The following is a 24337-nucleotide window of genomic DNA, read 5'->3' as shown; positions in this document are numbered from 1 at the left end:
TCACATCCTTATGGCCTTTCAGCTTTCCTTCTTTTTTTCTCTACTGTTACGCCCGGCCAGTTCCCCACAAACTGATTTGATCCCGTAAGCGCATTAAACAGCGTTGTCTTTCCGCAGTTCGGATTACCTGCTAATGCAATCTTAATTGACATACTCTACCTCTTTCTGCCTGTCAGCACCTAATTATCCGGTATTAGTCATACCTAACTCATCTGTAAAAAAAATTACTCCACAAGAATCATTTCCGCATCCGCTTTCCGCAGAGACAATTCATATCCTCTTACGGTCACTTCAATCGGATCCCCAAGGGGAGCTACCTTTCTTACAAAAACATCCACGCCTTTTGTAATTCCCATATCCATGATACGTCTCTTGACCGGGCCTTCCCCGGTGAGCTTTGTTACCTTAACTGTTTTTCCGCATGGAATTTCCTTTAATGTCATTGTCTGCCTCCCTCTCTATTCTACCAGGATCTTATTGGCCATATCTTTCCCAATCGCCACTCTGGAATCCTTAACATTTACAATCATATTTCCGCCTATTTCAGAAACAACAGTTACAACTCCTCCGGAGACAAAACCCAGATTCTCTAAAAAGCGTCTTGTTTCTTCCTTGCCGCCTACCTTGCGGATCACATTAGGTTCACCCGTCTTCACCATTGTCAGAGGCATCATCCATCATCTTCTTTCTTTTCATATTGCCCTTGCATCTTAAGCAGGGGCCAGCCCGCACAGCGGGACGTTTCAATGCGCCAATAAAATATTTTTCAATAATATTAATGAGAATCATTCCCATCACGCAATAGTTAGTATACACTAACCCTTAAATATTGTCAAGATTTTTATGAAATCTTTTTGTCGATAATAAAAATCATGCCATGTGGAAAACCTTCCGGACATGGCATGATTTTTCCGTGCTTTTACCAGATCTTCACACGTTTTTGAGGTGCCACGTACATGGCATCTCCCTCCTTTATTTCCGGATAAGCCTTATAAAAGGCATTGGCAGCGCTGAGAACTGCATTGACCTCACCTTTGCCGGGGAATGGACATCAACGTTCAGCCTTCTGATCATGCTCTCCGGCGTATATTTCGACGCCCATATGGTTGCATACTGCTTAAAGAGCAGTTTTAAGCTTTCCGCATCATCTCCCACAATGGAAGTGATGGCGGCCATGGAACCTAAATCCGCGATATTCTCATTTAAGGTCTGGGCACCGTTTACGTGACGTCCCTTATAGCCATCCTGTTCGTCATAGTAAGCCACCACCCGGTCTGCCAGCTGTTTGAATCTGGCCCTGTCCTCATTGGTCCACCATACATGGTAATTACCCTTTTCGTCATAAAGAGAGCCGGAGGAATCAAAGGCATGGCTGACCTCATGGGCAATGACAGATCCAATCCCGCCCAGATTTGACGCATAATCCTGGTCAGGATCATAGAAAGGAGCCTGTAAAATGCCGGCCGGGAATACGATTTCGTTTCCGGTTGGGTTATAATAGGCATTTACAGTCTGGGGCGTCATGCCCCATTCCGTCTTATCCACCGGTTTGCGGACTTTTTCCTTGTTCACAGTATTTTGTGCCTTCATAAGGGAAAGGACGTTATCAATCAGGTTTCCCCCTTTTTCAGTCGGCGTGATGGTGGCCCCTGCGTAATCATCGGGCCACTTGTCAGGATATCCGATCTTAAGAGTCATGTTGTCCAGCTTCTTTATGGCTGCCGTCTTAGTCTCTTCTCCCATCCAGTCAAGAGCCATGATCTGCTTTTTGTAAGCCTCAAGGATATGGCGGACCATCTTTTCAATGGCCGTCTTTTCATCTTTTGAAAAACATTTTTCCACATAAAGCCTGCCGAATTCAAACCCAAGCATGTCCTGGGTCCTTTCACTGGCCAGCTTTTTGTCCGTCTTTCTCTCCTTAATGCCGTTCTGGGTATTATGCCAGTCCAGATTATTATCTCTTATCTCCGGGGTGAGATAAGGTGCGAAATCACTTACCAGGCTGAATATGGAATAATTTTTTTAAAACAGGGAGATGATCCTCTGTCAGATACCGGCCGATTTTTTCCATCTGAGCCTTCTGGGTCACAACTACGGAATCAACATCTGACAGCCCGGCTGACGCAAGATAAGAATCTGCAGCGCCTTCCGGGAGCAGGGCTTTTATTTCCTTCATGGAATAAGGGTTGTATATGATATCAGGGTCACCCTGCTGGCTCAAGGGAAGGGCACTTTTAGCCAGATCCTTTTGGAATGCCAGGATTTCAGAGGCGGCTTTTTTTGCTTCCTCACGGCTCTGTCCCGTATATTCCAAAGTCCGCCCGATATAGTCTTCATACTGCTCCATGAGCTTTGCCTGTGTCTTATCCTCCAGTGTTTCCTTTCCCGGCCCCAGATCCGCCCCATCCACATACAGGGCATACTGGCTGGAGTCCTTCATGTCTTCCATCCACTGTGTCATGAGAATGCTGCTGACTCCCAGATCCCCATAAATACTTCCTACAGCCTTTAAATACTCATTGATGTCAGAGGCATTTCTCACCTGGTCCAAATAGGACTGAAGCTGTCCAAAACCTGCTTTTTTACGCCCTTCCATATCAATGGCCGATAAATACAGATCCGCAATTTTCTGCTCCAGAGAACCTGGTTTTGCCTCTTTCCGGTTCTTTACTGCCTCCTCAAGCACTCCCTCAAGAACTTCATAGGAATCCTTTTCTAACTGATAAAAATAGCTCCAGCCGCCGGAATCCCTTGGTATCTCCACCTGATCCAGAGTATCCTGGTTCATATAATCATAATAATCGTCCTCCAGCCTCACCCCATCTGAATTTTCCGCTGCAGCGCTTCCTGCTTCCCCCTGAACGTTAACCGGCTGGGCCGCTGTCTGCTCTGGCTCTGGCTGTGTCTCCATCTTCTTCCCGCACCCGGATAGGAGAAAAGACAGCATTACAATGGCTGCCAGACAGAACTTGATCCTGTTTTTCATTTTATCCCTCTCTTCTTTTACAGGTTTTTCAAACTAAAAAGGAAGTGGATCTCTCCACTTCCTTATCAGTTAGTTCTGTCTATTATTATGCTTAAACTTCGTCAGAATATACTGTCCCATCTTCTGATAAAGACTCATCCTGTGACTGAAGTGCTTTGATGCTTAAGCTGATCTTCTTTTCGCCTTCGTTGAAATCAACCACTCTGGCTTCGATCTCCTGGCCGATAGCCAGAACGTCAGCAGGTTTATCCACATGCTCCTTGGAGATCTGGGATACGTGAAGCAGTGCATCCACGCCTGGTTCCAGCTCAACAAATGCGCCGAAATCGGTCATACGTGCAACTCTTCCGCTTACTACGTTGCCTACTGCATATTTTGAAGAAGCGTCCTTCCACGGATTTGTCTCCGGGAACTTTAAGCTAAGGGCGATCTTATCACCGTTGATATCCTTAATCAGGACTTTAATTTTCTCTCCAGCCTTGAAAGCTTTCTTTGGGCTCTCTACTCTGCCCCAGCTCATCTCAGAAATATGAAGCAGACCGTCAGCACCGCCAAGGTCAATGAATGCGCCGAAATCGGTTACATTCTTGATGGTACCTTCTACTACATCGCCTGCATGGATTCTTTCAAATAATTCCTTCTGAAGCTCGGCTCTTCTGGCAACCATGATCTGCTTTCTGTCGCCGATGATCCTTCTTCTCTTAGGATTGAATTCAGTAATAATGAACTCAATCTCCTTATCTGCATATCTGGATAAATCCTTCTCATAAGTATCAGAAACCAGACTTGCAGGAATGAAGACTCTTGCTCCCTCTACAACCACACTTAAACCACCGTCAAGTACCTGTGCAACTTTTGCAATAAGTACCTCGTGGTTTTCAAATGCTTCTTCTAATCTCTTATTGCCTCTGTCTGCTGCCAATCTCTTGTAAGACAGGGCTACCTGCCTCGCCATCGTTTACCTTGATGACTTTGGCTTCCATCTCTTCTCCAACCTGTACAACAGTTGTAAGATCTAAATTCTGGTCATCCGTGTACTCACTACGCGGAATGATGCCGTCGGACTTGTAACCTATATTCAAGACGATTTCATCTTCCTTTACGTCGATGACTTTACCAGTGACGATCTCTCCTGTACGTATAGTTTTCAATGATTCTTCTAACATTTGTTCAAAACTTAATTCTGACATTAGTATGAACCTCCTCGATAATATAATTCGGGGTTGAAGCCCCGGCTGTAATACCTACGCTGCGCACAGAATTTCCACAATCAGGATCTAAATCACCTAGTGTCTGGATATAGTAAGTATTCTTACATTCCCTTCGGCATATGTCGTACAGCTTCTGGGTATTGGAACTACTTTTTCCGCCTATAACAATCATGGCATCCACTTCTGAAGCTATCCGCTTTGCTTCCACTTGTCTTTCCTGTGTTGCATTGCAAATCGTATTTAAAACAAGTATATCATACCGCGTTTCAGAAATTTTTTCAACTAAATCTTGAAATTTATTGTAATTAAATGTCGTCTGTGATACAATACACAGCTTTTCCCCTTCCGATAGAGGTAATCCTTCCACTTGCTCGGGTGTTTCCACCACTAAAGTATTGTCATTTCCCCAGCCTTTAATACCTTCTACTTCCGGATGGTTTTCATTGCCGATAATAATAAGCCGTCTGCCGGCCTGATTCTGCTCCTCGGCGATCCTGTGGATCTTCTTCACATAAGCAGGTGGCGTCTACGATCTCGATCCCGTTTCGTTCCATGATCTCATAAATATGTTTCCCTACTCCATGGGATCTTATGACAACGACTCCAGCCTGATCGTCTCAAGCTCCTCCTCCGAATGAATGACCCTTACTCCCTTTTCCTCCAGATCACGTACCACTTCCTCGTTATGGATGATGGGGCCATAGGTATAAATAGGCTTGTCATCTCTTTTTAGCTGTTCATAAACCTGTTCCACCGCCCGCTTTACTCCAAAGCAGAATCCGGCGGTTTTGGCAACAATCACTTCCACAGGCTGCCTCCTTCCATTTTTCTCTCATGAAAAAGTTCAAGGATCCGGTCCACCACTTCAGGAACGGTCATGGCAGAAGAATCTACAAGGACCGCATCCTCCGCCTGCTTAAGGGGAGAATTCTCCCGGTTCATGTCCCGGTAATCCCGTTCAATGATATCCTTTTCAATGTCCTCCAGGCTGCATTCCTCTCCCTTTGCCCTAAGCTCCTCATACCGCCTCTTTGCCCGGACCAGGCTGCTGGCCGTTAAATATATCTTTAGGTCAGCCCCTGGAAGCACGCAGGTTCCGATATCACGGCCATCCATGATGACATTTTCTTTTAAGGCCAGGTTCTTTTGAAGCTCCACCAGCTTATTTCGCACCGGCATATAGACGGAAACCGAAGAAGCCATGGCGCTGACTTCTTCTGTACGGATCAGTCCGGAAACATTTTCCCCGTTTAAAATCACCTGCTGCACTCCATTTTCGTAGGAAATGGTCACATTCACCTCTTTCGCTGACCGGGAAATCCCTTCCTCATCGCCTGCCGGTATCCCATTTCTTGAAAAATGCAGTGCCATGGCACGGTACATGGCTCCCGTGTCCACATAAACAAAGTTGAGTTTTTCTGCAACAGACCTGGCAATGGTGCTTTTTCCTGCCCCGGCCGGTCCGTCGATCGCTATATTATAAACCTTTTTCATCCTTTGAATTTCTCCTCTCCGGCCGCACTTCCGGCCGCCCAGCCGGTAGACCAGGCAATTTGTAAATTAAAGCCTCCGGTCACTGCATCAAGATCCAGCACTTCTCCTGCAAAGTAAAGACCTGGAAGTAGCTTGGATTCCAGGGTGGAGGGATTTACCTCCTTAACGGAAACACCGCCCTGGGTGATAATGGCCTCATTGTAGCCCCGAAGTCCTGTAAGCGTCAGAACAAAGCCTTTGGTTGCCCGGACAAGACGCTGACGTTCTTCCCTGGTGATTTCATTGACTTTCTTTTCCGGCGGAATTTTGCTTACATCCACCATGACAGGCACCAGCTTGGAAGGATACAAATGCTCCAGGGAATTCTTAAACTGCTTATTTGCAGCCTCTTCAAAATCCCGTAAGATCCTGGCATCAAGCTGTTCGTCGGAAAGAGCCGGTTTTAAATCAATGGAAAGGGTCAGGGACCCCTTCTTCAGTTCCTTTACCGCATAGCTGCTGGCGCTTAAAAGTACCGGACCGCTGACCCCGTAATGGGTGAACAGCATTTCCCCGAATTCCTTATAAACCACCTTTTTCCCATTTAAAATGGAAGCCTCCACATTGCGAAGAGACAGGCCCTGAAGCTCCTTTACCAGCGGTTCCTCTGCCACAAAGGGCACCAGGGCAGGAGAAAGAGAGGTGACCGTATGGCCGGCTTCCTTTGCCAGCTCATAGCCGTCTCCTGTGGAACCGGTTGCCTGATAGGACAATCCGCCGCATGCCACGATTACAGCATCTCCGTATACCTTTGTTTTTTTTCCACCGTCTTTTAAAACCAGTCCTGAAAGTCTGCCGTCTTCCATCAAAAGCTTCTCCGCCTGGGCGCGGTAATGGATGGAAACCCCAAGCTCCAAAAGCCTTTTTGTAAGAGCCTTTATTACGTCCGAAGACTTGTCGGATGCCGGAAATACCCGGTTGCCCCGCTCTGTCTTTAAAGGACAGCCAAGCTCTTCTAAAAGGTCCATCATATCAAAATTGGTAAAGCCATAAAAGCTGCTGTAAAGGAATTTAGCATTGGTCACTACGTTTCCAAACAGCTCCTCAGTATCACAGGCATTGGTCACATTGCAGCGCCCCTTGCCGGTGATATAGACTTTTTTTTCCAAGTTTTTCATTTTTCTCAAAAATGTGGACGGTACTGCCCTTCATGGCTGCTGCTATTCCAGCCAGCATCCCTGCAGCGCCACCGCCCACGATCAAAACCGTATTCATGCAATTTCCTCTTTTCCGCCCATGCTACTTGGGCATAAAGGTATCCCTGCAGAGGTTTTCCCTCCTGCCTTTGTTCACCATTTTTCTACTTTACACGAAAAAGAGCGAAAAAAACAAGCGGTCATGAATTTTTCTTTTCATTTTTTTGCCTGCTTCCCAGGCCATACATACAGGAATGCCCGCTGAGCGTTCTTTCTTTTATCTTTGCTTCCAAAGCCTCCACAACGGTTTTTAACACCTTGATCCTGGCATAATATTTGCAGTTTCCCTCCACGACCACCCAGGGAGCATAGGTAGTGGAAGTCCGCACCAGCATCTCATTGACCGCAGATTCATACTGATCCCATTTCTCCCGGTTTCTCCAGTCCTCTTCCGTGATCTTCCACTGCTTTGACGGATTTTCCTGCCGCTCCTTAAAGCGCTTTTCCTGTTCCTCTTTATCGATATGGAGCCAGAATTTAATGACTACGGCTCCGGCATTTGCCATGTGGTTTTCCATTTCATTTATTTCCTGGTAAGCCTGCTTCCACTGGTTCTCGCTGCAAAAGCCCTCGATCCGCTCCACCAGGACCCGGCCGTACCAGGTGCGGTCAAAGATGGCGATATGGCCTGCTTTTGGCACATGGTTCCAGAAACGCCACAGATAATGATGGACCCGTTCTAGGTCATTGGGAGCCGCTGTGGGGTACACCTTATAGCCCCTGGGGTCTAAATGGCTGGTAAGGCGTTTGATTGCCCCGCCCTTTCCTGCCGCATCCCAGCCCTCAAAGCCTAAGACTACCGGAATTCTTAACCGGTATATCTGGCTGTGAAGAGCTTCCAGCTTTTCCCATAGCCGGTCCATCTCCTTTTTATAGTCTTCCTTTGTTATGGTCTTTGTCAAATCCACGCCGGATAAGACTCCGTTCTGGTATTTCTCAGAGCGGACCGGTACTTCCTTTTCCTTTCTCTCTCCCCTTAATTCCCGCTGCCTTAGGGCATCCTCCAAGCAGTCCGCCACCTGGGTCACGATCTTGGCAGAGGCAAAATCCTTGTCCGTTGCTTCGATGATGGTCCACGGGGCGTAGTCCATATCTGTCCTTTCAAGCAATTCCTCGCAGATTGCCAGATAACGGCCATACTCCTTATTCCTCCGCCAGTCTTCCTTTGTCACCCGCCAGTCTGTCTCCCTGGAACTTTCCAGTTTGTTAAACCGCTTTTTTTGTTCCTCCCTTGAAATATAGAGGAACAGCTTTATGATGACCATACCGTCATCGGTCAGCTGCCGCTCAAAGGACTGAATGTCATGAAAGGCCTCCGGCATGGCTGTTTCCGGGATCTTTCCTTCAAACCGTTCAATGGTCACCTGCCGGTACCAGCTTCTGTCAAAGAGAGCGATTCTGCCCTGAGCCGGAAGCTTGGTCCAGAAGCGCCATAAAAACGGGCGCATCCGTTCCTCTTCCGTTGATTTATTATTGGCATATACATCAAAGCCTCTGGGATCCAGCGCCTGAATCAGGCGGTTGATCTGGGTTCCTTTTCCTGATGCTCCCATGCCTTCGAACACGATCATGACAGGAATTCCTGCCTCCCTGCACTCCCGCTGCAAAAGGCCCAGCCTTTCGCTCTGCTCCTTTATTGTGTTTTTATAGGTTGCCTTGTCCATTTTTTTTGATAAATCAAGTTTCTCCAGCATAAACCGTCCCTCCTTTGTCTAAACCGTTAAGCCTAAAGCTTTGCAAACACGTTAGCCACCTCTGGCATGACCTCACTGATCTTGATCATCTGCGGACATTCCTTTTCGCAGTGATGACATGCCTTACAGCCTTCCGCCTTTACCCCCATGGCCTCGTATCCGGCCTTTGCCTCGCTCTCTTTATGGGCGGCAGTCATGTTATAATAAGAGAAAATCTCCGGGATCTCTAAGCCAAAGGGGCAGGGGAGGCAATAACGGCATCCGGTGCAGCTACCAGGGCCATGGAATCAAAGATTTCCTTTGCCTTTTTATAGACCTGTTTTTCATCATCCGTAACCATTCCGATATGGCTGCGGTCTGCAAATTCCAGATTTTCCTCAAGCTGCTTTTCGTCGCTCATTCCGCTTAAGAGAAGGCTCACCTCTGGCTGGTCCCATAAAAAATCAAGGGCATATTCCACAGCCCCTTTTTCCTCAGGGAATACCTTTTTAACATGATCCGCAGGATCAGCCAGCTTTCCTCCAAGAAGCGGTTCCATGACCACCACGGCAAGTCCCTTGTCCGCTGCAGCCTTTAGTCCCTTAACTCCGGCCTGATGCTCTAAGTCCACGTAGTTATACTGAATCTGGCAAAAATCCCATCCGTCATAATAATCTAGGATATCCTGAAACACATCGTATGAATCATGGAAGGAAAATCCAATATATTTTATTTTTCCTTCATCCCTGGCCTTTTCCATTCGTTTTATAAGATCGAATTTTTTTGACCTTATCTTCAAAGCGGTCCCTGCTTAAAGCATGAAGCAGATAAAAATCAATGTGGTCTGTCTGAAGCCTTTTAAGCTGTTCCTCTAACACCTCATCAAAATCACCGGGGTTTTCAAGCTTCCATACCGGACATTTGGTAGCCAGATATGTTTTCTCCCGGTAGCCATCCCTTAAAGCGTCTCCCACGATCCTTTCGCTTTCTCCCTGGTGGTAAGGATATGCCGTATCAATGTAGTTGACCCCTTCATCAATGGCATGGCGGATCATGGATACCGCCCGTTTTTCATCCACCTGTTCTTCCTGAAGGATCGGAAGCCTCATGCTCCAAACCCAAGAGCCGATACCTTAATTCCTGTTTTTCCAAAATCACGATACTGCATAATCTTCCTCCGGATAATATGTATTGCAGCTTTTTCTGCCAGCCTGCTTATCCTTATTTTATCATACTTCAATCCTGCACCAAAGACTTTTTTTCTTAATTCGGCCGACAAATCACCGGCTTATGCGGAAAATCTCATTGCCGCTGTTATGATGCCCGTGAGTGCGGTCTGTGGCTCATAGACAAAATACAAAAGCGCCGCGGCAATACTGAATTTCAGTATACCGCGGCGCACTGCAGACTCCCCTCGTCTTAAATATCAGAATCAGATTGTCATGATATTTTATCTTATTTTAACTCTGGCCAGTAATCCTTATTCGCTTCAATCATTTCATCCAGAATCTGTTTTGCCACCATCGCTGATGGTATGGTCTTATTTAACGTAAATGCTGCTAATGCTTTATCATAGCTTCCTTCAATTGCCGCCTCTACGATCAGCTTTTCACTGGCCTCCTGCTGTTCAATCATACCTTTATAGAAAGTCGGAATTTCCCCTACTCTGGTGGCTTCCGGTCCTTCCTTGGTAATATAGCAGGGAATTTCTACCATGCATCGTCTGGTAAATTTTTAACGGCACCATTGTTCATGACCATGACCAGATGGCGTTTCTTTAAATTATATGCTAGGCTCATAGCCACTTCCACAATAAATTCTCCATGAACGCCGGTAAAAAAATGGAGTCATATCAATTTCTCCAGTTGCTTCGAACTGTTCCACTGCCTGGAAGATCCGTTTTTCTCTTCCATCCATAACTTCATTGGCTCTTGTATAGTTCTTATCCGCATGTTTTACAATCTCATCACCTAACAGATAGTATTGCATATAGGTATTTGGGAGATAGTCCGGGAACATTCTCATTAAGTTCTTTGCATTGTCAAAGGTATGTTTCCAGGATGCATCATTATGGCGTACCTCACTTCTTTCATCTGGCGGCATATAACCATGTTCTCTTACATAAGCCTTTAACTCTTCGGTACGGTCCTCTTCTCCCACACGGATTTTTGTAAACCAGCCAAAATGATTTAATCCAAAGTAATCCGGCACAATGTCTTTTCTGTCACAATCCAAAATGTTCGCCATGTTTCTCATGATCGCTACCGGCATATCGCAGATATTTAAGATTCTGGCATTTGGCCGCAGCTTATGCATTGCTTTTGCAACGATGGCTGCCGGGTTAGAATAGTTTACGATCCAGTATTCCTTACTTGCATACTTTTCACAATAATCGATCATCTCTACCATGGGATAGATGGTTCTAAGGCCATATGCAAGACCGCCTGGCCCGCATGTTTCCTGGCCGACCACATCATATTTTAAGGGGATCTTTTCATCAAGCTCTCTCATATGATATAAGCCTACCCGCATCTGGGCAAAGATAAAATCTGCATCCGTAAATGCTTCTTTGGGATCCGTTGTAAGAACCAGCTTTACATCCGGATCAAACATCTCAATAACCTTTTTTACCAGAACTCCTACTTTGTCCTGACGTTCTTTGAAATTATCATAAAGCCTTAATTCTGAAAGCTTAAACTGATCCTTCTGATCCAGCAGGCTCTTTACAATTCCCGGTGTATAAGTACTGCCTCCGCCTACGATGACTAATTTAAATGTTTTGTTCATAGCTTTACCTCCTTATTTATGTGAATCCATCTGTTCCAATGCATCATCTACCAGGGTTCTCATTTTGGAAACGGTGAGCCCATATACTACCTGGACATTATTTCCCTTTTTCATGATACCGGCTGCTCCGGTGCCCTTTAATGCTTCTTCATCAATCCTTGAACTGTCTGTAACTTCCACTCTTAACCTGGAAAAACAGTTTTCCAGACTTACAATGTTTTCTTTTCCGCCTAAGGCTTCCACGATGATCCTGCCCTGGTTCAATCTGTCTTCCGCAGTCTCTCCGCTGGCGGACTGCTTTGCTTTTAATTCTTTTTTCACTGCTGCTGCATTGGCGTTTAAATTCAAGGCCGCATTCGTATCGTCATCTTCACGTCCCGGAGTCTTTAAGTTGAACTTTTCAATCATAAACTTAAAGACCACGAAAATCACAAGGATCTCCACAAGGCCAACCAGCACATACAAAGGCCATAAGGTTCTGCTGATTCCTGCCGGAAGATTTAACACAAGGAAATCCAGGATCCCATTGGTGGCGCAGACGCGGACACCGATCAAATAGACTACCATCTGAAAAAAATCCATCCAGAACAGAATATACCAGCCATAATAACGGAGCTGCAAAAATAAAAGTAAATTCCAGGGGTTCTGTAATTCCGGCGATCACTGCAGTTAAAGTAGCCGGAATCATCTGGGCCTTTAAGTTCGCTTTTTTCACTTTCCTGGCAGTCACGTAGAAAGCCAATGCCACACCAATGATACCAAATGTTTTCATAAGGCCATAGGTTAAGAAGCGGCTGGTATCCGGCATCATTCCGGCTGTCGGATCACTTAATAACGCCAGGAAGATGGGTTTTGCACCAACAACATTTTCCCCGCCAATCACCGCCTGTCCGCCGACTGCTGAGTAAAGAAACGGTGACCAGATTAAGTGGTGCAATCCGGTTGGGATCAAAAACCGGTTTAAGAATCCGTATACAAATACGCCGGCTGCCCCTGCCGTACTCATAAAACCGGTCAATGCGGATATTCCGTTTGCAACGCCCGGCCACACATAAGTCACGCCAATGCTTAATACTGCAATGACCGGAATCATGATCATGTAAACAAGCTTGCTGTTGCCATAAGGTGCGAATCCACCCTTAAACTCGGTATCGCAGTATTTGTTGTGAACCAGAGCCACAAGAACACCGATGATCATACCAAGAAACACGCCCATATCTGTTACATGGAATCCCAACTGAATGGTTTGGCCCGTACCATATAAGGCGCCGGCAGTGGCCCCTTCCACCATCTTTCCTGACAGCTCCAGCCACTTGCTGTTAGAGCCTAAAAACATGATATATGACATCAAAGCTACGAATGATGCATCTGCTTTTTTTCTTTTTTGCCATACCATTTGCGATTCCCACACAGAATAAAATGCTTAAATTCCCCATAATCGAATTCAGCATGCTGTTAAAAAAATTTCCCCACAGTCCACATCAGCCCGCCTTCAGAAACAAAAGCGGTATTGGTCATGATCGCCGTTAAGGCAATCAACATACCTACGACAGGTAAAAATAATACTGGTCCAATCATCGCTTTCGAAAAGCTTTGCATGGCTTTTACTACTTTATCCTTCATCTCATATTCCTCCATACATATTTGTTTTCACTGGTAATTACCTGTGGTGAGATTCTATCATACTTGAATTCAAATCAAAATATATTCTGCATCATTCCCAACATGTTGACCATATAGTGAACAAATTTACTCATGTTCATAATATATTTTGGTGCCAGATCGGGTAAAAGGTATAAAAAAAGCGTTGATACTCAATTCTTATAATGAAATGAGTGTCAACGCTCTTCTCTTCTGCTGCCCTTTATTCACGTTGTCAAGCGGATATCCGCAATGACCAATGGGCCACTGCGCGGCCCTGCCGGATTCGGTTAAAAAGTGATCAAATTTCCATTACAAGGAACTGCCAGCCCTTTAAATGTATCCTGGCCCCATCAAATGACACTTCCTGGCAGTTATTGATCAAAACTGTCTTTGGCATCCGGGGAAGAGTAACTTCCTTTGCATCTTTTTGAAAATTTCCAATGATAAGGAGTGTTTTTGGCCCTTTCCGACAGTAAGCCATAATATTCTTTTCATCCTCAAGAACAGGTTCCAGAGTTCCATAGACTATGGTTTCCTTCCATTCGGGATGTTTCCTTAACTGAATCAGCTTTTTATAGAACATGAAAACCGAATTATCATCAGAAATCTGATCAGCCACATTAATATCCTTATAATTAGGGTTCGCCTTTAGCCAGGGTGTTCCTTCTGTAAAGCCTGAATTGGCCGATGCATCCCACTGCATGGGAGTTCTTGCATTATCCCTGCTGTAGCGGCTTACAATGCCAAGGGCCTCTTCTGGTGTATACCCTGCCTCCAGGGCGGTCTGGTATTGATCAAGGGTGGCAATGTCATCTACTTCGTCAATGCTGGAAAAAACAGTATTTTCCATTCCGATTTCCTGTCCCTGATAAATAAAGGGGATCCCCCGGAGCATAAAATTCAGTCCGCCAAGCATCTTTTTGGCTTCCAGGGTACAGTCTCCTGCCGGAAGGTAATGGCTGACCCCTCTCGGCTCATCGTGGTTTTCAATGATGTTGGATAAAAATCCTGCAGTGCCCACATGCCTTTGGGCTGCAAAGCAGCAATGCTTATAATCTTCCGGAGTAATCCCTTGGCAATCGTACCAGCCTTTTCACTTCCGCCGAATATGGTCTCATTAAAATCAAATTTACTGGAAAAGTAACCATTTTCGCCGATAAAGGATTCTAATTCTTCCGGCTTTTCATCAAATACCTCTCCAACAGTAAAGGCATCATGGGGGACAAAGCAGCGGTCCCGCATCTCACCCAAAAACTCACCCACTCCATTGGCATTGGACAGCATTTCCTGGATGCTGCATAAACCATCTGCCTGTCTGGTTCGTAGTCCTGAAAGGGAAAGGCCTTTTTTATATTAATGATTGCATCAATCCGGAAACCGCCCAGGCCTTTATCCAGCCACCAATTAATATTTTTATAGATTTCCTCCCGGACTGCTTCATTTTCCCAGTTTAAGTCCGGCTGCTTTTTATGGAACGAGTGGAGATACTGCTTATTGGTACCGGGAATATCGCTCCACACAGAATTCCCAAAGTAAGAACGCCAGTTGGTAGGTGACTTTCCGTCTTTTTTTCTCACGGATATAAAAGTAGTTTCCATATTCGCCATCCGGATCGGCACACGCCTTTTTAAACCATTCATGCTCGTCAGAGCAATGGTTGACAACCAGATCCATGACGATATACATCTCCCTTTCTTTCGCTTTTTCAATGAGTTCTTCCATATCCTCCATAGTCCCGAACCTTGGGTCTATGTTGTAATAATCAGCGATGTCATATCCCTGATCCGCAAAAGGGGAAACGTAGATTGGGGAAAGCCACAGGATATCCACACCCAAATCCTTCAAATAATCCAATTTACGGATAATCCCTTTTAAGTCTCCAATGCCGTCCCCATTGGTATCCAGAAAGCTTTTCGGATAAATCTGATAAGCGGTTTTATCATGCCACCATTTCTTAGTCATCGTATGTCAACCTCTCTTTTTTTGTAGTAGCCTTATTCTACTGCTCAAAACAGGTTTTGTCTTACGATTCTATGATTAAAAAAATACACTATTTTGACTTTTCTTTCCGATATCGAAGGGGCGTGGTGCCGGTATACCTTCGGAATATTTTCAAAAAGTTCCCAAGGTTAAAAAAACCGGAATCCAGGCATATGTTCATGACCGGAAGGTCGGTGGTCTCAAGCAGGGAAATCGCCTTCCGGATCCGGTAATCATTGATGTATTCGGTGGGAGTCCTTCCAAGGGCCTTTTTAAAAAAAGCGGCAGAAGTACTGTTCATTCATATTGACAAGGGAAGCAAGGTCGCGGATATAAATCTTTTCCCTGTAATGATTTCTTATAAAAGTAATGGAGGTCTTGATCAGTTCCACCCGTGTGTCTGTATCCCGGTAAGAATCAGAAAAAAGGCGGAATTTGTACAAAACAGCAAGCATTTTAATTAGCGATGACTTTATCTGAAGCTGGGAGATAACGGTTCTTCCAACCTCTCCCTGCATCTCTAAGCCCTCCTCTCTTTCAAAGGAATCAGTCACATTGGTAAAACAATCCAGAACGGAAGCATAAGCCGGATGATCTGGATAAAGACATCTTGGAAAGGAAAGCTCATTATTTTTTTAAAGGATTGAGCAGGTACATCTGAGCGGAGTCATAAGCCTCAAAGCTAAGAAGCCCAGGCTGGAACACAATGGCATGCTCCTCATTGAAGCTTTTGGATTCACTGATGATTCCATGAAGCTCCCCTGGATTGACAAAAAAAATACATTCTTCCTTGATTTCATAGGACTCCATATTCACTAACAGGCGAAAATCCCCCTTAATAAAGTGGATGATCTCAATTTCTTCATGCCAGTGATGCTTAACTATAATTCCCTTTTGAGCCGACTGTGTCCGATATATCCCGCAGGGGAAGGAACTGGTGCCATGGGGACGCCCCTCTTTTAATTTGGATTTTATCTCTGGATTCATGATTATCCTCATTTCCCGGCCGCTTTTACGCATGATTTAAACAGATGTATTTTACGTGTATCATAACACAGGAAGGGAAACGGATTCAAGTAAAAGCATACTGTTCAAGAGGTAATGTTTATAGTACACTTAATAGCATAACAAAAGCCAGATTACCAGGAGGAATATTATGATCAGACGATTCCGCAGATTATCTTTTCAATCCAAGATACTGCTTACCTATTTGCTCTTACTGCTGTTTACCGTGATTACTTTTGCCATCTGCTATATTCAAGGGGTTTCTTCGGCCCTTACCTATAACATCGAATACATGAAACAGTCTAACCAGCAGAAAAACATGAACTTAGATATTGTCATGGGAAATAACAGCTCCCTAAATCTTCTGCATCTGATCGATCCCAAGGTCAATGTCATACTCCATGAAAAAGTCAGCAAAATGTCTCCCGAAGACCGTTATGAAAGAGAGTATTATATGCAGAACGTTCTTAAAATGCTCACGGTCATCAATCCCCATGTGCAAAGAACAACCATCCTGACATCTGCAGGCGACACCTATTGCAGCATAAATAATATATCAGAGGATTATATAAAAACGCATGGAGGACCATCGAAGGTGTGGACTGGAAAACAAAGAGCCAGAAATGCTATACAATCCCTTACCCACAGAAAATAGGGAATACCGGTTATTCCCTGGTAACGGTATACTACCAGCTTTCGGATATCGGCGAGTATAAAACCTATGGATATCTGCTGGCAGACTTGGATTTTGGTTCCATTGCAGAAGATTTTAATTCCATTGATGCAGCTGACGGGCTGGCATCCTCCTTTGCCATTATACACAAAAACCAGGTCATCTATAATTCCAGAAACGCCTACATCAACCTGGAGACCGACCTTTTAGAAAAGGAAAAACAGGAAACCTTTCCCCAGCTGGAGCAGATAGACGCCTCGGGAAAGGGATCAGGGGAGCTTTATCTAAATAATACTCTCTGTATTGCCGCTGTTTTAAAAAAAATGAATCCACCGGCTGGTATTTGGTGCAGTATATCCCAAAACACCTGCTGATCAACACCAGTATGGAAAGTATGTTAAATGTCATGGCATGGGTGATGCTTATCCTGACTGCAGCCGGAATCTTAAGCCTCATATTATCCAAGCAGGTCAGCCGGCCTATTAAGGCACTGGCAGAAACCATGAACCAGGCAAGGCAGGGAGAAGTAAAGCTTTTAAAAGGATTAGAGTCCAGGGAGGATGAAATCGGCAACTTAATTGAAAGCTATAATGAAATGGGAAAGAGGATCAATGACAGCATTACCAAGCTGTATATTATGCAGTTAAATCAAAAGCAGGCAGAGCTTAAAATGCTACAGTTCCAGATCAATCCCCATTTTTTATATAACGCGCTGAACACAGTTACAGCCATTGCAAGGCTGGAAGAAATTGAAGAAATCCCTGCAATTACTGAAAGCCTGTCGGATATGTTCCGCTATAACATAAAGGGAACTGATTTTGTAACCCTAAAGGATGAAGTGATTCAGTTAAAGAACTATATTCGAATCCAGTCCATCCGTTTCCCCGGGCGCTTTGCCGTAAAGTATGATATCCCCGTGGAATACGAAAATAACGGAGTTATTAAATTCATCCTGCAGCCCATTGTGGAAAACTCCATTCAGCATGCGTTTAAGGCAAAACGGGACCAGGATTATTTAAAGATCTCCGTATCAGCGGATTCAGAAGATTACCTTTTGATCTCCATATACGATGACGGGTGCGGTATGCCAAAAGAGAAGGTGGATGAATTAAACCATGCATTATGCAATACCAAAGCCAACACCCTGTTGGGAGAAGATGGAACAGGCATCGGGCTTGCCAATGTAAATGCAAGGCTTAAAAACTTTTATGGAGAAGATTGCGGAATTGTGGTGGAAAGCCAGTACGGAAGCTTTACCTGCATTCATATGCAGATAAAGAGAAATAAGGAGGGATAGAATGAAGATCATCATTGCAGAGGATGAATATTATGCAAAAAAAATGCTCGTTAAGCTTTTAACTAACATCAATATGGATATAACCATATGCCTGGAAGCCGAAACCGGGAAACAGGCGGCAGATTATCTTGCAGGCAAGGACGCAGATCTTGTCATAACCGATATCCGTATGCCGGAGATGGACGGGCTGTCCCTTGCAAAATATGTGGAAGAACACTGTCCCTTAACCGATGTAATGATTGTAAGCGGCTACTCGGATTTTAACTACGCCAGGGAAGCGATGAAGTATGGAGTTAGGTATTACCTTACCAAACCGGTAAAGCCGGAGGAACTGGAAAAGGCCATATGGGATATTACAAAAGCCAGGGAAGAAAAGAAAATGCAGCTTGAAAAGCAGGTGGACCGGAGGCTTTTGCAGGAATCCCTCCAATATGTGAATATCTCCGGCATTCTGGCAAACCGGGCTTTGATGGATACCTTCCGTAATTTGTGCGGCGGCCAGCTAAAGGAACACTCCTACCAGATGCTCTTATTACAAGGGAAACAGCGTATGAGCCGGGAAGACGCAAAAGGGCTGTCAGATTTTCTGGAGGCCGCTTCCGATCATACCAATATCCAGGTCTTTTATTTCCAGCAGCCGGACGAGGTGATTGCCATGAGGTTTGGCAGTCAGGAGGTGCTGTGGGATAAAAAGCTTTTACTCCGGCTGAAGCAGAAACTGCCCCAATGGGACATGGAGATCACCTGCGGAATCAGCAGGATTTACAAAGGGGAAGAACTGCTTGGGGACGCTTACCGGGACTGCGTTTATGCCATCAATGGAAGACTGCTTGATGAAAAAACCAGGGTGTTTGAATATGAACCGGAACTTTCCGTGGAACAGATCCTGACCCAGCAGGAGGAGCTTGCTGTTTACGAAAGTGTGATGAAGGGAAGCTACCAGCAGGCAGAGGCTGCTCTCCGTCAGTTTTTTTGAAAAATGCGGGAAGGGAAGCTGGAATGTATATTCCTTATACAGCGGTATCATGCAGATCTTTTCTGTTATCAGCAGAGCCTATTGCAGCAGAGAGGCTCCTTCTGAATCAGAAGATGTAAACCGGTATCTTTTATTTTCCTTTAAATCAGACCTTTACCAGTTCCGGACCAGACAGGAGCTTGAGCGGTATATATTTAAAATCCTGGAAAACACCTGCGGCTCCCAGGTGGAAAAAGGAGGCATCATCGAGGATATCAAAAATTACGTATCCTTAAACTTCCGGTACGAGATTTCTTTAAATGAATTGGCAGCCCACAAGTATTTTATGAATTCCAGTTATTTAAGCCGTCTGTTTAAATCGGAAACAGGGATGAATTTTTCCAAATACTTAATCGCCTACCGCATGGAACGGGCAAAGGAGCTTTTAAAGAATACGGTCTTTAAAATAAATGAAATTGCCGATTATGTAGTATAATGATACCTCTTATTTTATCCACACCTTTAAACGCCTTTACCAGATGACCCCTGAGCAATATCGCGCCCAGGAAGAAAAAAGGTAAAAAATGTTTTACGAAACATCTCAGATACCTTATATATGGAAACACGATTTTTTTTGTATACTGGTGTTACCAAATAATCAGGAAACAGAAAGGGAGAGATGATGTATATGAAAACGAAAAAAATGTTGGCAGTTGGTTTGAGCTGTTCCATGGCAGTGATGCTGGCTGCAGGATGCAGCGGAGCAGGCAATAACTCAGGCAAGAGCGCTGATTCCGGAGTTACACAACTGGAATTTTTCTCTTCAAAAATGGAAAATGTATCCACCATGCAAAAGCTCGTGGACAAATTTAACACACAGAATACTGATGTCCAGGTCACCCTCAATTCCCCGGCAGATGCTGGAACCGTATTAAAAACCAGGATGACCAAGGATGATTTACCGGATATCATCGCCTATGGTGGTGATAACATCTATACGGAACTTACAGAAGCAGGGATCTTACTGGATTTAAGTGACCAGGAGGTTTTAAAGACCATAAACAGTTCTTATATGCAGATGGTCTACGATATCAATGGGGACAAAGCGGAAAAGGCATACGGTATCCCATTTGCTTCCAATGCTTCCGGAATTATCTATAATGTGGATCTGTTTCAAAAAGCAGGGGTTGAAATTCCAGAAACCTGGGATGAATTAATTGAGGTATGCGAAAAGCTGACCGCAGCAGGCATCCAGCCCTTTGAGTTAAGCTTTAAGGATAGCTGGACCATCCTTCCATCCTGGAACTCCCTGGCACCGGCAACACAGCCTGAAGGATTTTTAAATGCAAAAAAAGAAGGAACGGCAACCTTTTTAGGCACCCATGAAGAAGTTTTGGAAAAGTACAGCAAGCTGGTGAATTATGCCCAGACAGATTTTATGGGAACTTCCTATGATGACGGCAACCGCAGCTTTGCCAATGGCGAAGCCGCAATGTTGATTAACGGCGTGTGGACCGTACCGGAAATCAAAAAGACCAATGAATCCATCAATCTTGATATGTTTGCTTATCCGGCAACCAATGATAAGAGTAAAAACAAGGTTGTATCCGGCATCGATGTCATGCTTATGGTGACAAACCAATGCAAAAACCCGGAAGCTGCCAAGCGTTTTGTGGCCTTTATGCTGGAACCGGAAAACAGCCAGCTTTATATAAATGAGCAGTTTGCATTTTCACCGGTAGAAGGCGTTGTGCAGGAAGATGCTTCGGTGGCTGGCCTGGCAAAGGATATTGCAGATGGAAAGGTTACGGATTTTGTAGATCATTATTATCCAAACGGCTATAATCTGTCCTCAATTTTATCCGAATTCTTTTTAAACAGGGGAAATGGTATGGATGAAAGCGAAAATATAGCCGCAACACTGAAAAAAATGCGATGAACAATATGATATCCTCAATACCCAGTAAGCCTGGAAAAAGGAGGATAACGCGTTGAAAAAAAACATAGAAATAACCATATCAGTACAGCGTTCTATCTTATGGTAGTTCCCATGGCAGCACTATTCTTTTTATTCCATACGGTCCCCTTTTTAAAGGGTATCTTTTACAGCTTTACCAACTGGAAGGGCTATGGGAACTGGGAATTTATCGGGCTTAAAAATTTTCTTCAGTTTTTTTAAGGATCCTTCCATCAAGCAGGCCTATGGCTTTACCTTTCAGTTTGCACTTTCCGCCACTGTCCTTGTCAACGTGTTAAGCCTGGCGCTGGCATGCGGGCTCAACGGAAGGATTCTGGGGAAGAACCTTTTAAAGGCGCTGTATTTCCTGCCATATATGCTGGGAACGCTGATCATCGGTTTTGTATTTAATTTTATCTTTGGCAATATCATTCCAGGGTTCGGAAGATCGGCGGGCATCCATGGGCTGAGCGTAAATATCCTTGGTACCAGCAAAGCATGGCTGGGGGTTTTGTTTGTAACCGTCTGGCAATCCATGGCCTTTAACATCATGATATATCTCTCCGGCCTTCAGACGGTGGATAAGGATATCTATGACGCAGCCGACCTTGACGGCGCCGTTGGCTTCCAGCGGTTTATCAAGATCACCTTCCCGTTAATTGCCCCTTTTTTTACCATCAATATGGTATTAAGTGTCAAGGGCTTTCTTATGGCGTTTGACCAGATTATGGCAATGACAGGGGGAGGGCCTGGAACCGCAACCACTACGATCTCCATGTTGATCTATAAGAGAGGATTTGACGGCGGGCAGTTTGCCTATCAGTCAGCCAATGCCGTTATTTTATTCCTGGTCGTGGCGGCAATTTCCGTATTACAGTTGAAGATATTAGAAAAAAAGGGAGGCGAAAATGAACTAATGGAAGGAAAAGAAAAGACCAACTGGCTCCTGACAATCCTTTTGGCAGCAATCGCTGTTTTAGTTATTCTTGGCCCTCTTTATATTACTGTGGTAATTGCCTTGAAATCACCGTCAGATATGGAAAATATATTAGCCCTTCCGGCTTCCCTGCACTTTGAGAATTTTTCCAATGCCTGGAAGCTTACCGACTACCCCAGGAAGTTCCTTAATACATTTTTTATCACAAGCATCAATCTGGTGTTTACCATCCTGACCAATTCCATGGCGCTTATGCCATTGTACGAAATAAGGATAAAAGCAGGTTTTTCAATCTCATGTATTATTATTTTATCAGCGCCATGTTTATCCCTTTTAATGTGATTATGCTTCCCCTGGTAAAACAGGCCTCCTCCTTTCATTTGGATAACATCTATGGCATCACATTAATTTATATTGTTTTTGGACTTCCCATGAATACATTTCTTTATTCAGGATACATCAAATCCCTGCCTGTGGCTTTAGAGGAGGCGGCAAGGATTGACGGGGCAAATACGATCCAGACCTTTTGGCGCATTATATTTCCGCTTCTTAAGCCAATGAGCGCCACGGTAGCGATCCTGTCCTTTATGTGGACCTGGAATGACTTTTTGATGCCCCTGGTTTTGTTAAGCGATGCAAGCCAGCAAACCCTGCAGCTGGCACAGTATGTGTTTAAAGGCCAGTTCTCTACACAGTATAATCTTGCCTTTGCATCGTATATAATGGTGCTGCTGCCAGTTTTAGCTGTATATGTTTTTTTGTCAGAAATGGATCATCGCAGGAGTTACAAGCGGTTCTGTAAAAGCTTAAGGGAAGGAAGAAAAAAATGGACAGAAAATGGTGGAAACAAGCGGTTGTATATCAGATTTATCCCAGAAGCTTTCAAGACAGCAACGGTGATGGGATCGGAGACCTTCAAGGGATTATCTCCAGGCTTGATTATCTGGAAGAACTGGGAGTCGATGCTCTCTGGCTCTCCCCAGTCTATTGTTCCCCTCAGGATGACAATGGTTATGATATATCCGATTACCAGGATATTGATCCCATGTTCGGGAACCTAAAAGACATGGAAGAGCTGATTAAAAAAGCAGACAGGCGGGGCATCCGCATTATCATGGACCTGGTTTTAAACCATTCTTCCGATGAGCATCCATGGTTTATGGAGGCGAAAAAAAAGTAAGGATAATCCCTATCATGATTATTATGTGTGGAGGGATGGTGTGGAAGGAATTGCTCCAAATGGACTAAGAGCTGCTTTTGGAGGCTCGGCCTGGGAGTGGGTTCCGGAACTGGGGCAATACTATTTCCATCAGTTTTCAGTAAAGCAGCCGGATCTTAACTGGGATAACCCAAAGGTGCGCCAGGAAATCCGGGACATGATCCTTTGGTGGATGGAAAAAGGAGTTGGCGGATTCCGGCTGGATGTCATTGATTGTGTTGCCAAGGAACCGGACCGGATGATCACAGCAGATGGTCCAAAGCTCCATGAATATATACAGGAGTTAAGCAGGGAGACCTTTCAGAAAGGAGATCTTGTTACGGTAGGGGAAGCATGGAGTGCAAATACAGAAAATGCCGTACTTTACAGCAATCCGGATGGCAGTGAGCTTTCCATGGTATTCCAGTTTGAGCACATCTGCCTTGACCAGATAAAGGGCGGAGAAAAATGGGACTTAGCTCCTCTTCCATTCCTGGAATTAAAGCGTGCCTTATCCACCTGGCAGGAATCCCTTTACTGCAAAGGCTGGAACAGCCTGTTCTGGAACAACCATGATCTGCCGAGAATTGTATCCCGCTGGGGAAATGATAAGGAATATCGAATAGAATCTGCCAAAATGCTGGCAATACTCCTTCATGGAATGCAAGGTACTCCCTATATATACCAGGGCGAAGAACTTGGGATGACCAATGTAAGATATGATATGGAAGACTACCGGGATATCGAAACTTTAAATATATATAAAGAACGGACCGAAGCCGGATATAAAAAAGCAGATGTCATGAAGTCTATCTATGCAAAAGGCCGGGATAATGCGAGAACACCGATGCAGTGGAATAACGGCAGAGAGGCTGGGTTTACAGATGGAGCCCCCTGGATTAAGGTAAATCCAAACTATTCAGAAATTAATGCAGAGGCCGCAATGGCAGATGAAAGCTCTATTTTTTTACCTTTACCAGAAGCTGATCCGGTTAAGAAAAACCTATGATGTATTCGTAGATGGGAAATACCAGCTCCTGATGCCGGAGGATCCCGACCTATTTGCCTATACCCGTACGCTGGAAGGAACTACTTTACTTGTAATATGTAACTTTTTCGATAAAACGATTCATCTGCACCTGCCTGAAGAGCTTGACCGTGAGAAAAAGCAGTTGATCAGCTCTTATACGGATGAAGCCTGGCAGATGTGCTCAGGCCGTATGAAGCCAGAATGTATCTGATCAGGAATTAAAAATAAGAGCGTGCTGCAAAACTATTAAAAAAATGGTTTTGCAGCACGCTCTT

Annotated in this window: 19 protein-coding genes and 9 pseudogenes; 9 read left to right on the top strand and 19 right to left on the bottom strand. The window is 44.7% G+C overall.

Annotated features, from left to right (window positions below; translation table 11 throughout):
• Window positions 1-8: 8 nt before the first annotated feature.
• From JCM10519_RS30940 to JCM10519_RS30900, 19 genes and pseudogenes are all read right to left on the bottom strand, one after another.
• Entirely contained in the window at window positions 9-152 is a 144-nt protein-coding gene (locus tag JCM10519_RS30940) for a FeoB small GTPase domain-containing protein (protein ID WP_347844494.1), read from the bottom strand.
• 72 nt (window positions 153-224) lie between these two features.
• Window positions 225-443, bottom strand: a complete 219-nt coding sequence (locus JCM10519_RS16535) for a FeoA domain-containing protein (protein ID WP_054740531.1) — start codon at window positions 441-443, stop codon at window positions 225-227.
• Window positions 444-458: 15 nt separating this feature from the next.
• Entirely contained in the window at window positions 459-674 is a 216-nt protein-coding gene (locus tag JCM10519_RS16530) for a FeoA family protein (protein ID WP_054740529.1), read from the bottom strand.
• A 298-nt stretch (window positions 675-972) separates the two neighbouring features.
• Window positions 973-1965 carry a M13 family metallopeptidase gene (locus tag JCM10519_RS30935; RefSeq protein WP_347844534.1) on the bottom strand — a complete coding sequence of 331 codons (993 nt, stop codon included), beginning with the start codon at window positions 1963-1965 and terminating at the stop codon, window positions 973-975.
• Window positions 1966-1990: 25 nt separating this feature from the next.
• Window positions 1991-2986, bottom strand: a complete 996-nt coding sequence (locus JCM10519_RS30930) for a hypothetical protein (protein ID WP_347844493.1) — start codon at window positions 2984-2986, stop codon at window positions 1991-1993.
• Window positions 2987-3077: 91 nt separating this feature from the next.
• Window positions 3078-4176 (bottom strand): annotated as a pseudogene (gene rpsA, locus JCM10519_RS16520) (30S ribosomal protein S1).
• Window positions 4157-5005: pseudogene (ispH, locus tag JCM10519_RS16515) on the bottom strand (4-hydroxy-3-methylbut-2-enyl diphosphate reductase). The pseudogenes rpsA and ispH overlap by 20 nt, the downstream one beginning before the upstream one ends.
• The gene (cmk, locus tag JCM10519_RS16510; protein WP_054740527.1) at window positions 4996-5691 is read right to left on the bottom strand and encodes a (d)CMP kinase; all 696 of its coding nucleotides are present in this window, start codon (window positions 5689-5691) and stop codon (window positions 4996-4998) included. The pseudogene ispH and the gene cmk overlap by 10 nt, the downstream one beginning before the upstream one ends.
• A pseudogene (locus JCM10519_RS16505) lies at window positions 5688-6945 on the bottom strand (NAD(P)/FAD-dependent oxidoreductase). Before JCM10519_RS16505 ends, cmk begins: the two are co-directional and overlap by 4 nt.
• A gap of 121 nt (window positions 6946-7066) precedes the next feature.
• A complete protein-coding gene (pap, locus tag JCM10519_RS16500) occupies window positions 7067-8620 on the bottom strand; it encodes a polyphosphate:AMP phosphotransferase (RefSeq protein WP_054740525.1) in 1554 nt (517 codons plus the stop codon).
• A gap of 32 nt (window positions 8621-8652) precedes the next feature.
• Window positions 8653-8835 (bottom strand): hypothetical protein, encoded by a 183-nt coding sequence (locus JCM10519_RS30925; protein ID WP_347844533.1) that lies wholly within the window; start codon window positions 8833-8835, stop codon window positions 8653-8655.
• A gap of 11 nt (window positions 8836-8846) precedes the next feature.
• Window positions 8847-9398 (bottom strand): aldo/keto reductase, encoded by a 552-nt coding sequence (locus JCM10519_RS30920; protein WP_347844492.1) that lies wholly within the window; start codon window positions 9396-9398, stop codon window positions 8847-8849.
• Window positions 9340-9678 carry an aldo/keto reductase gene (locus JCM10519_RS30915; RefSeq protein WP_347844491.1) on the bottom strand — a complete coding sequence of 113 codons (339 nt, stop codon included), beginning with the start codon at window positions 9676-9678 and terminating at the stop codon, window positions 9340-9342. Before JCM10519_RS30915 ends, JCM10519_RS30920 begins: the two co-directional genes overlap by 59 nt.
• A gap of 26 nt (window positions 9679-9704) precedes the next feature.
• On the bottom strand, window positions 9705-9878 hold the full coding sequence (locus tag JCM10519_RS30910) for a hypothetical protein (protein WP_347844490.1): 174 nt from the start codon (window positions 9876-9878) through the stop codon (window positions 9705-9707).
• A gap of 176 nt (window positions 9879-10054) precedes the next feature.
• Window positions 10055-11386, bottom strand: a pseudogene (locus JCM10519_RS16490) (6-phospho-alpha-glucosidase).
• 12 nt (window positions 11387-11398) lie between these two features.
• Window positions 11399-13009: pseudogene (locus tag JCM10519_RS16485) on the bottom strand (PTS transporter subunit EIIC).
• Window positions 13010-13328: 319 nt separating this feature from the next.
• A pseudogene (locus JCM10519_RS16480) lies at window positions 13329-14992 on the bottom strand (alpha-glucosidase).
• Window positions 14993-15282: 290 nt separating this feature from the next.
• Window positions 15283-15528 (bottom strand): hypothetical protein, encoded by a 246-nt coding sequence (locus JCM10519_RS30905; protein WP_347844489.1) that lies wholly within the window; start codon window positions 15526-15528, stop codon window positions 15283-15285.
• Window positions 15529-15637: 109 nt separating this feature from the next.
• The gene (locus JCM10519_RS30900; protein WP_347844488.1) at window positions 15638-15997 is read right to left on the bottom strand and encodes an AraC family ligand binding domain-containing protein; all 360 of its coding nucleotides are present in this window, start codon (window positions 15995-15997) and stop codon (window positions 15638-15640) included.
• Between the two features lie 169 nt (window positions 15998-16166).
• On the opposite strand from JCM10519_RS30900, the gene JCM10519_RS16470 reads away from it, so the two are divergent.
• From JCM10519_RS16470 to JCM10519_RS16430, 9 genes and pseudogenes are all read left to right on the top strand, one after another.
• Window positions 16167-16670, top strand: a complete 504-nt coding sequence (locus JCM10519_RS16470; RefSeq protein ID WP_054740523.1) for a hypothetical protein — start codon at window positions 16167-16169, stop codon at window positions 16668-16670.
• The gene (locus JCM10519_RS16465) at window positions 16613-17062 is read left to right on the top strand and encodes a hypothetical protein (protein ID WP_054740521.1); all 450 of its coding nucleotides are present in this window, start codon (window positions 16613-16615) and stop codon (window positions 17060-17062) included. Before JCM10519_RS16470 ends, JCM10519_RS16465 begins: the two co-directional genes overlap by 58 nt.
• Window positions 17035-17985, top strand: a complete 951-nt coding sequence (locus tag JCM10519_RS16460; RefSeq protein WP_054740519.1) for a histidine kinase — start codon at window positions 17035-17037, stop codon at window positions 17983-17985. The genes JCM10519_RS16465 and JCM10519_RS16460 overlap by 28 nt, the downstream gene beginning before the upstream one ends.
• A 1-nt stretch (window position 17986) precedes the next feature.
• A complete protein-coding gene (locus JCM10519_RS16455; protein ID WP_054740517.1) occupies window positions 17987-18961 on the top strand; it encodes a response regulator in 975 nt (324 codons plus the stop codon).
• A gap of 49 nt (window positions 18962-19010) precedes the next feature.
• The gene (locus JCM10519_RS16450) at window positions 19011-19436 is read left to right on the top strand and encodes a helix-turn-helix domain-containing protein (RefSeq protein ID WP_054740516.1); all 426 of its coding nucleotides are present in this window, start codon (window positions 19011-19013) and stop codon (window positions 19434-19436) included.
• 192 nt (window positions 19437-19628) lie between these two features.
• Window positions 19629-20879 (top strand): extracellular solute-binding protein, encoded by a 1251-nt coding sequence (locus tag JCM10519_RS16445; protein ID WP_347844487.1) that lies wholly within the window; start codon window positions 19629-19631, stop codon window positions 20877-20879.
• 99 nt (window positions 20880-20978) lie between these two features.
• Window positions 20979-21813: pseudogene (locus JCM10519_RS16440) on the top strand (sugar ABC transporter permease); the annotation flags it as partial.
• Window positions 21814-22644 (top strand): annotated as a pseudogene (locus JCM10519_RS16435) (carbohydrate ABC transporter permease).
• 16 nt (window positions 22645-22660) lie between these two features.
• Window positions 22661-24284, top strand: a pseudogene (locus JCM10519_RS16430) (alpha-glucosidase).
• Window positions 24285-24337: the final 53 nt, after the last annotated feature.

Source organism: Clostridium sp. NkU-1 (assembly GCA_001312405.1).
This window is presented reverse-complemented; position numbering and strand designations above follow the sequence as displayed.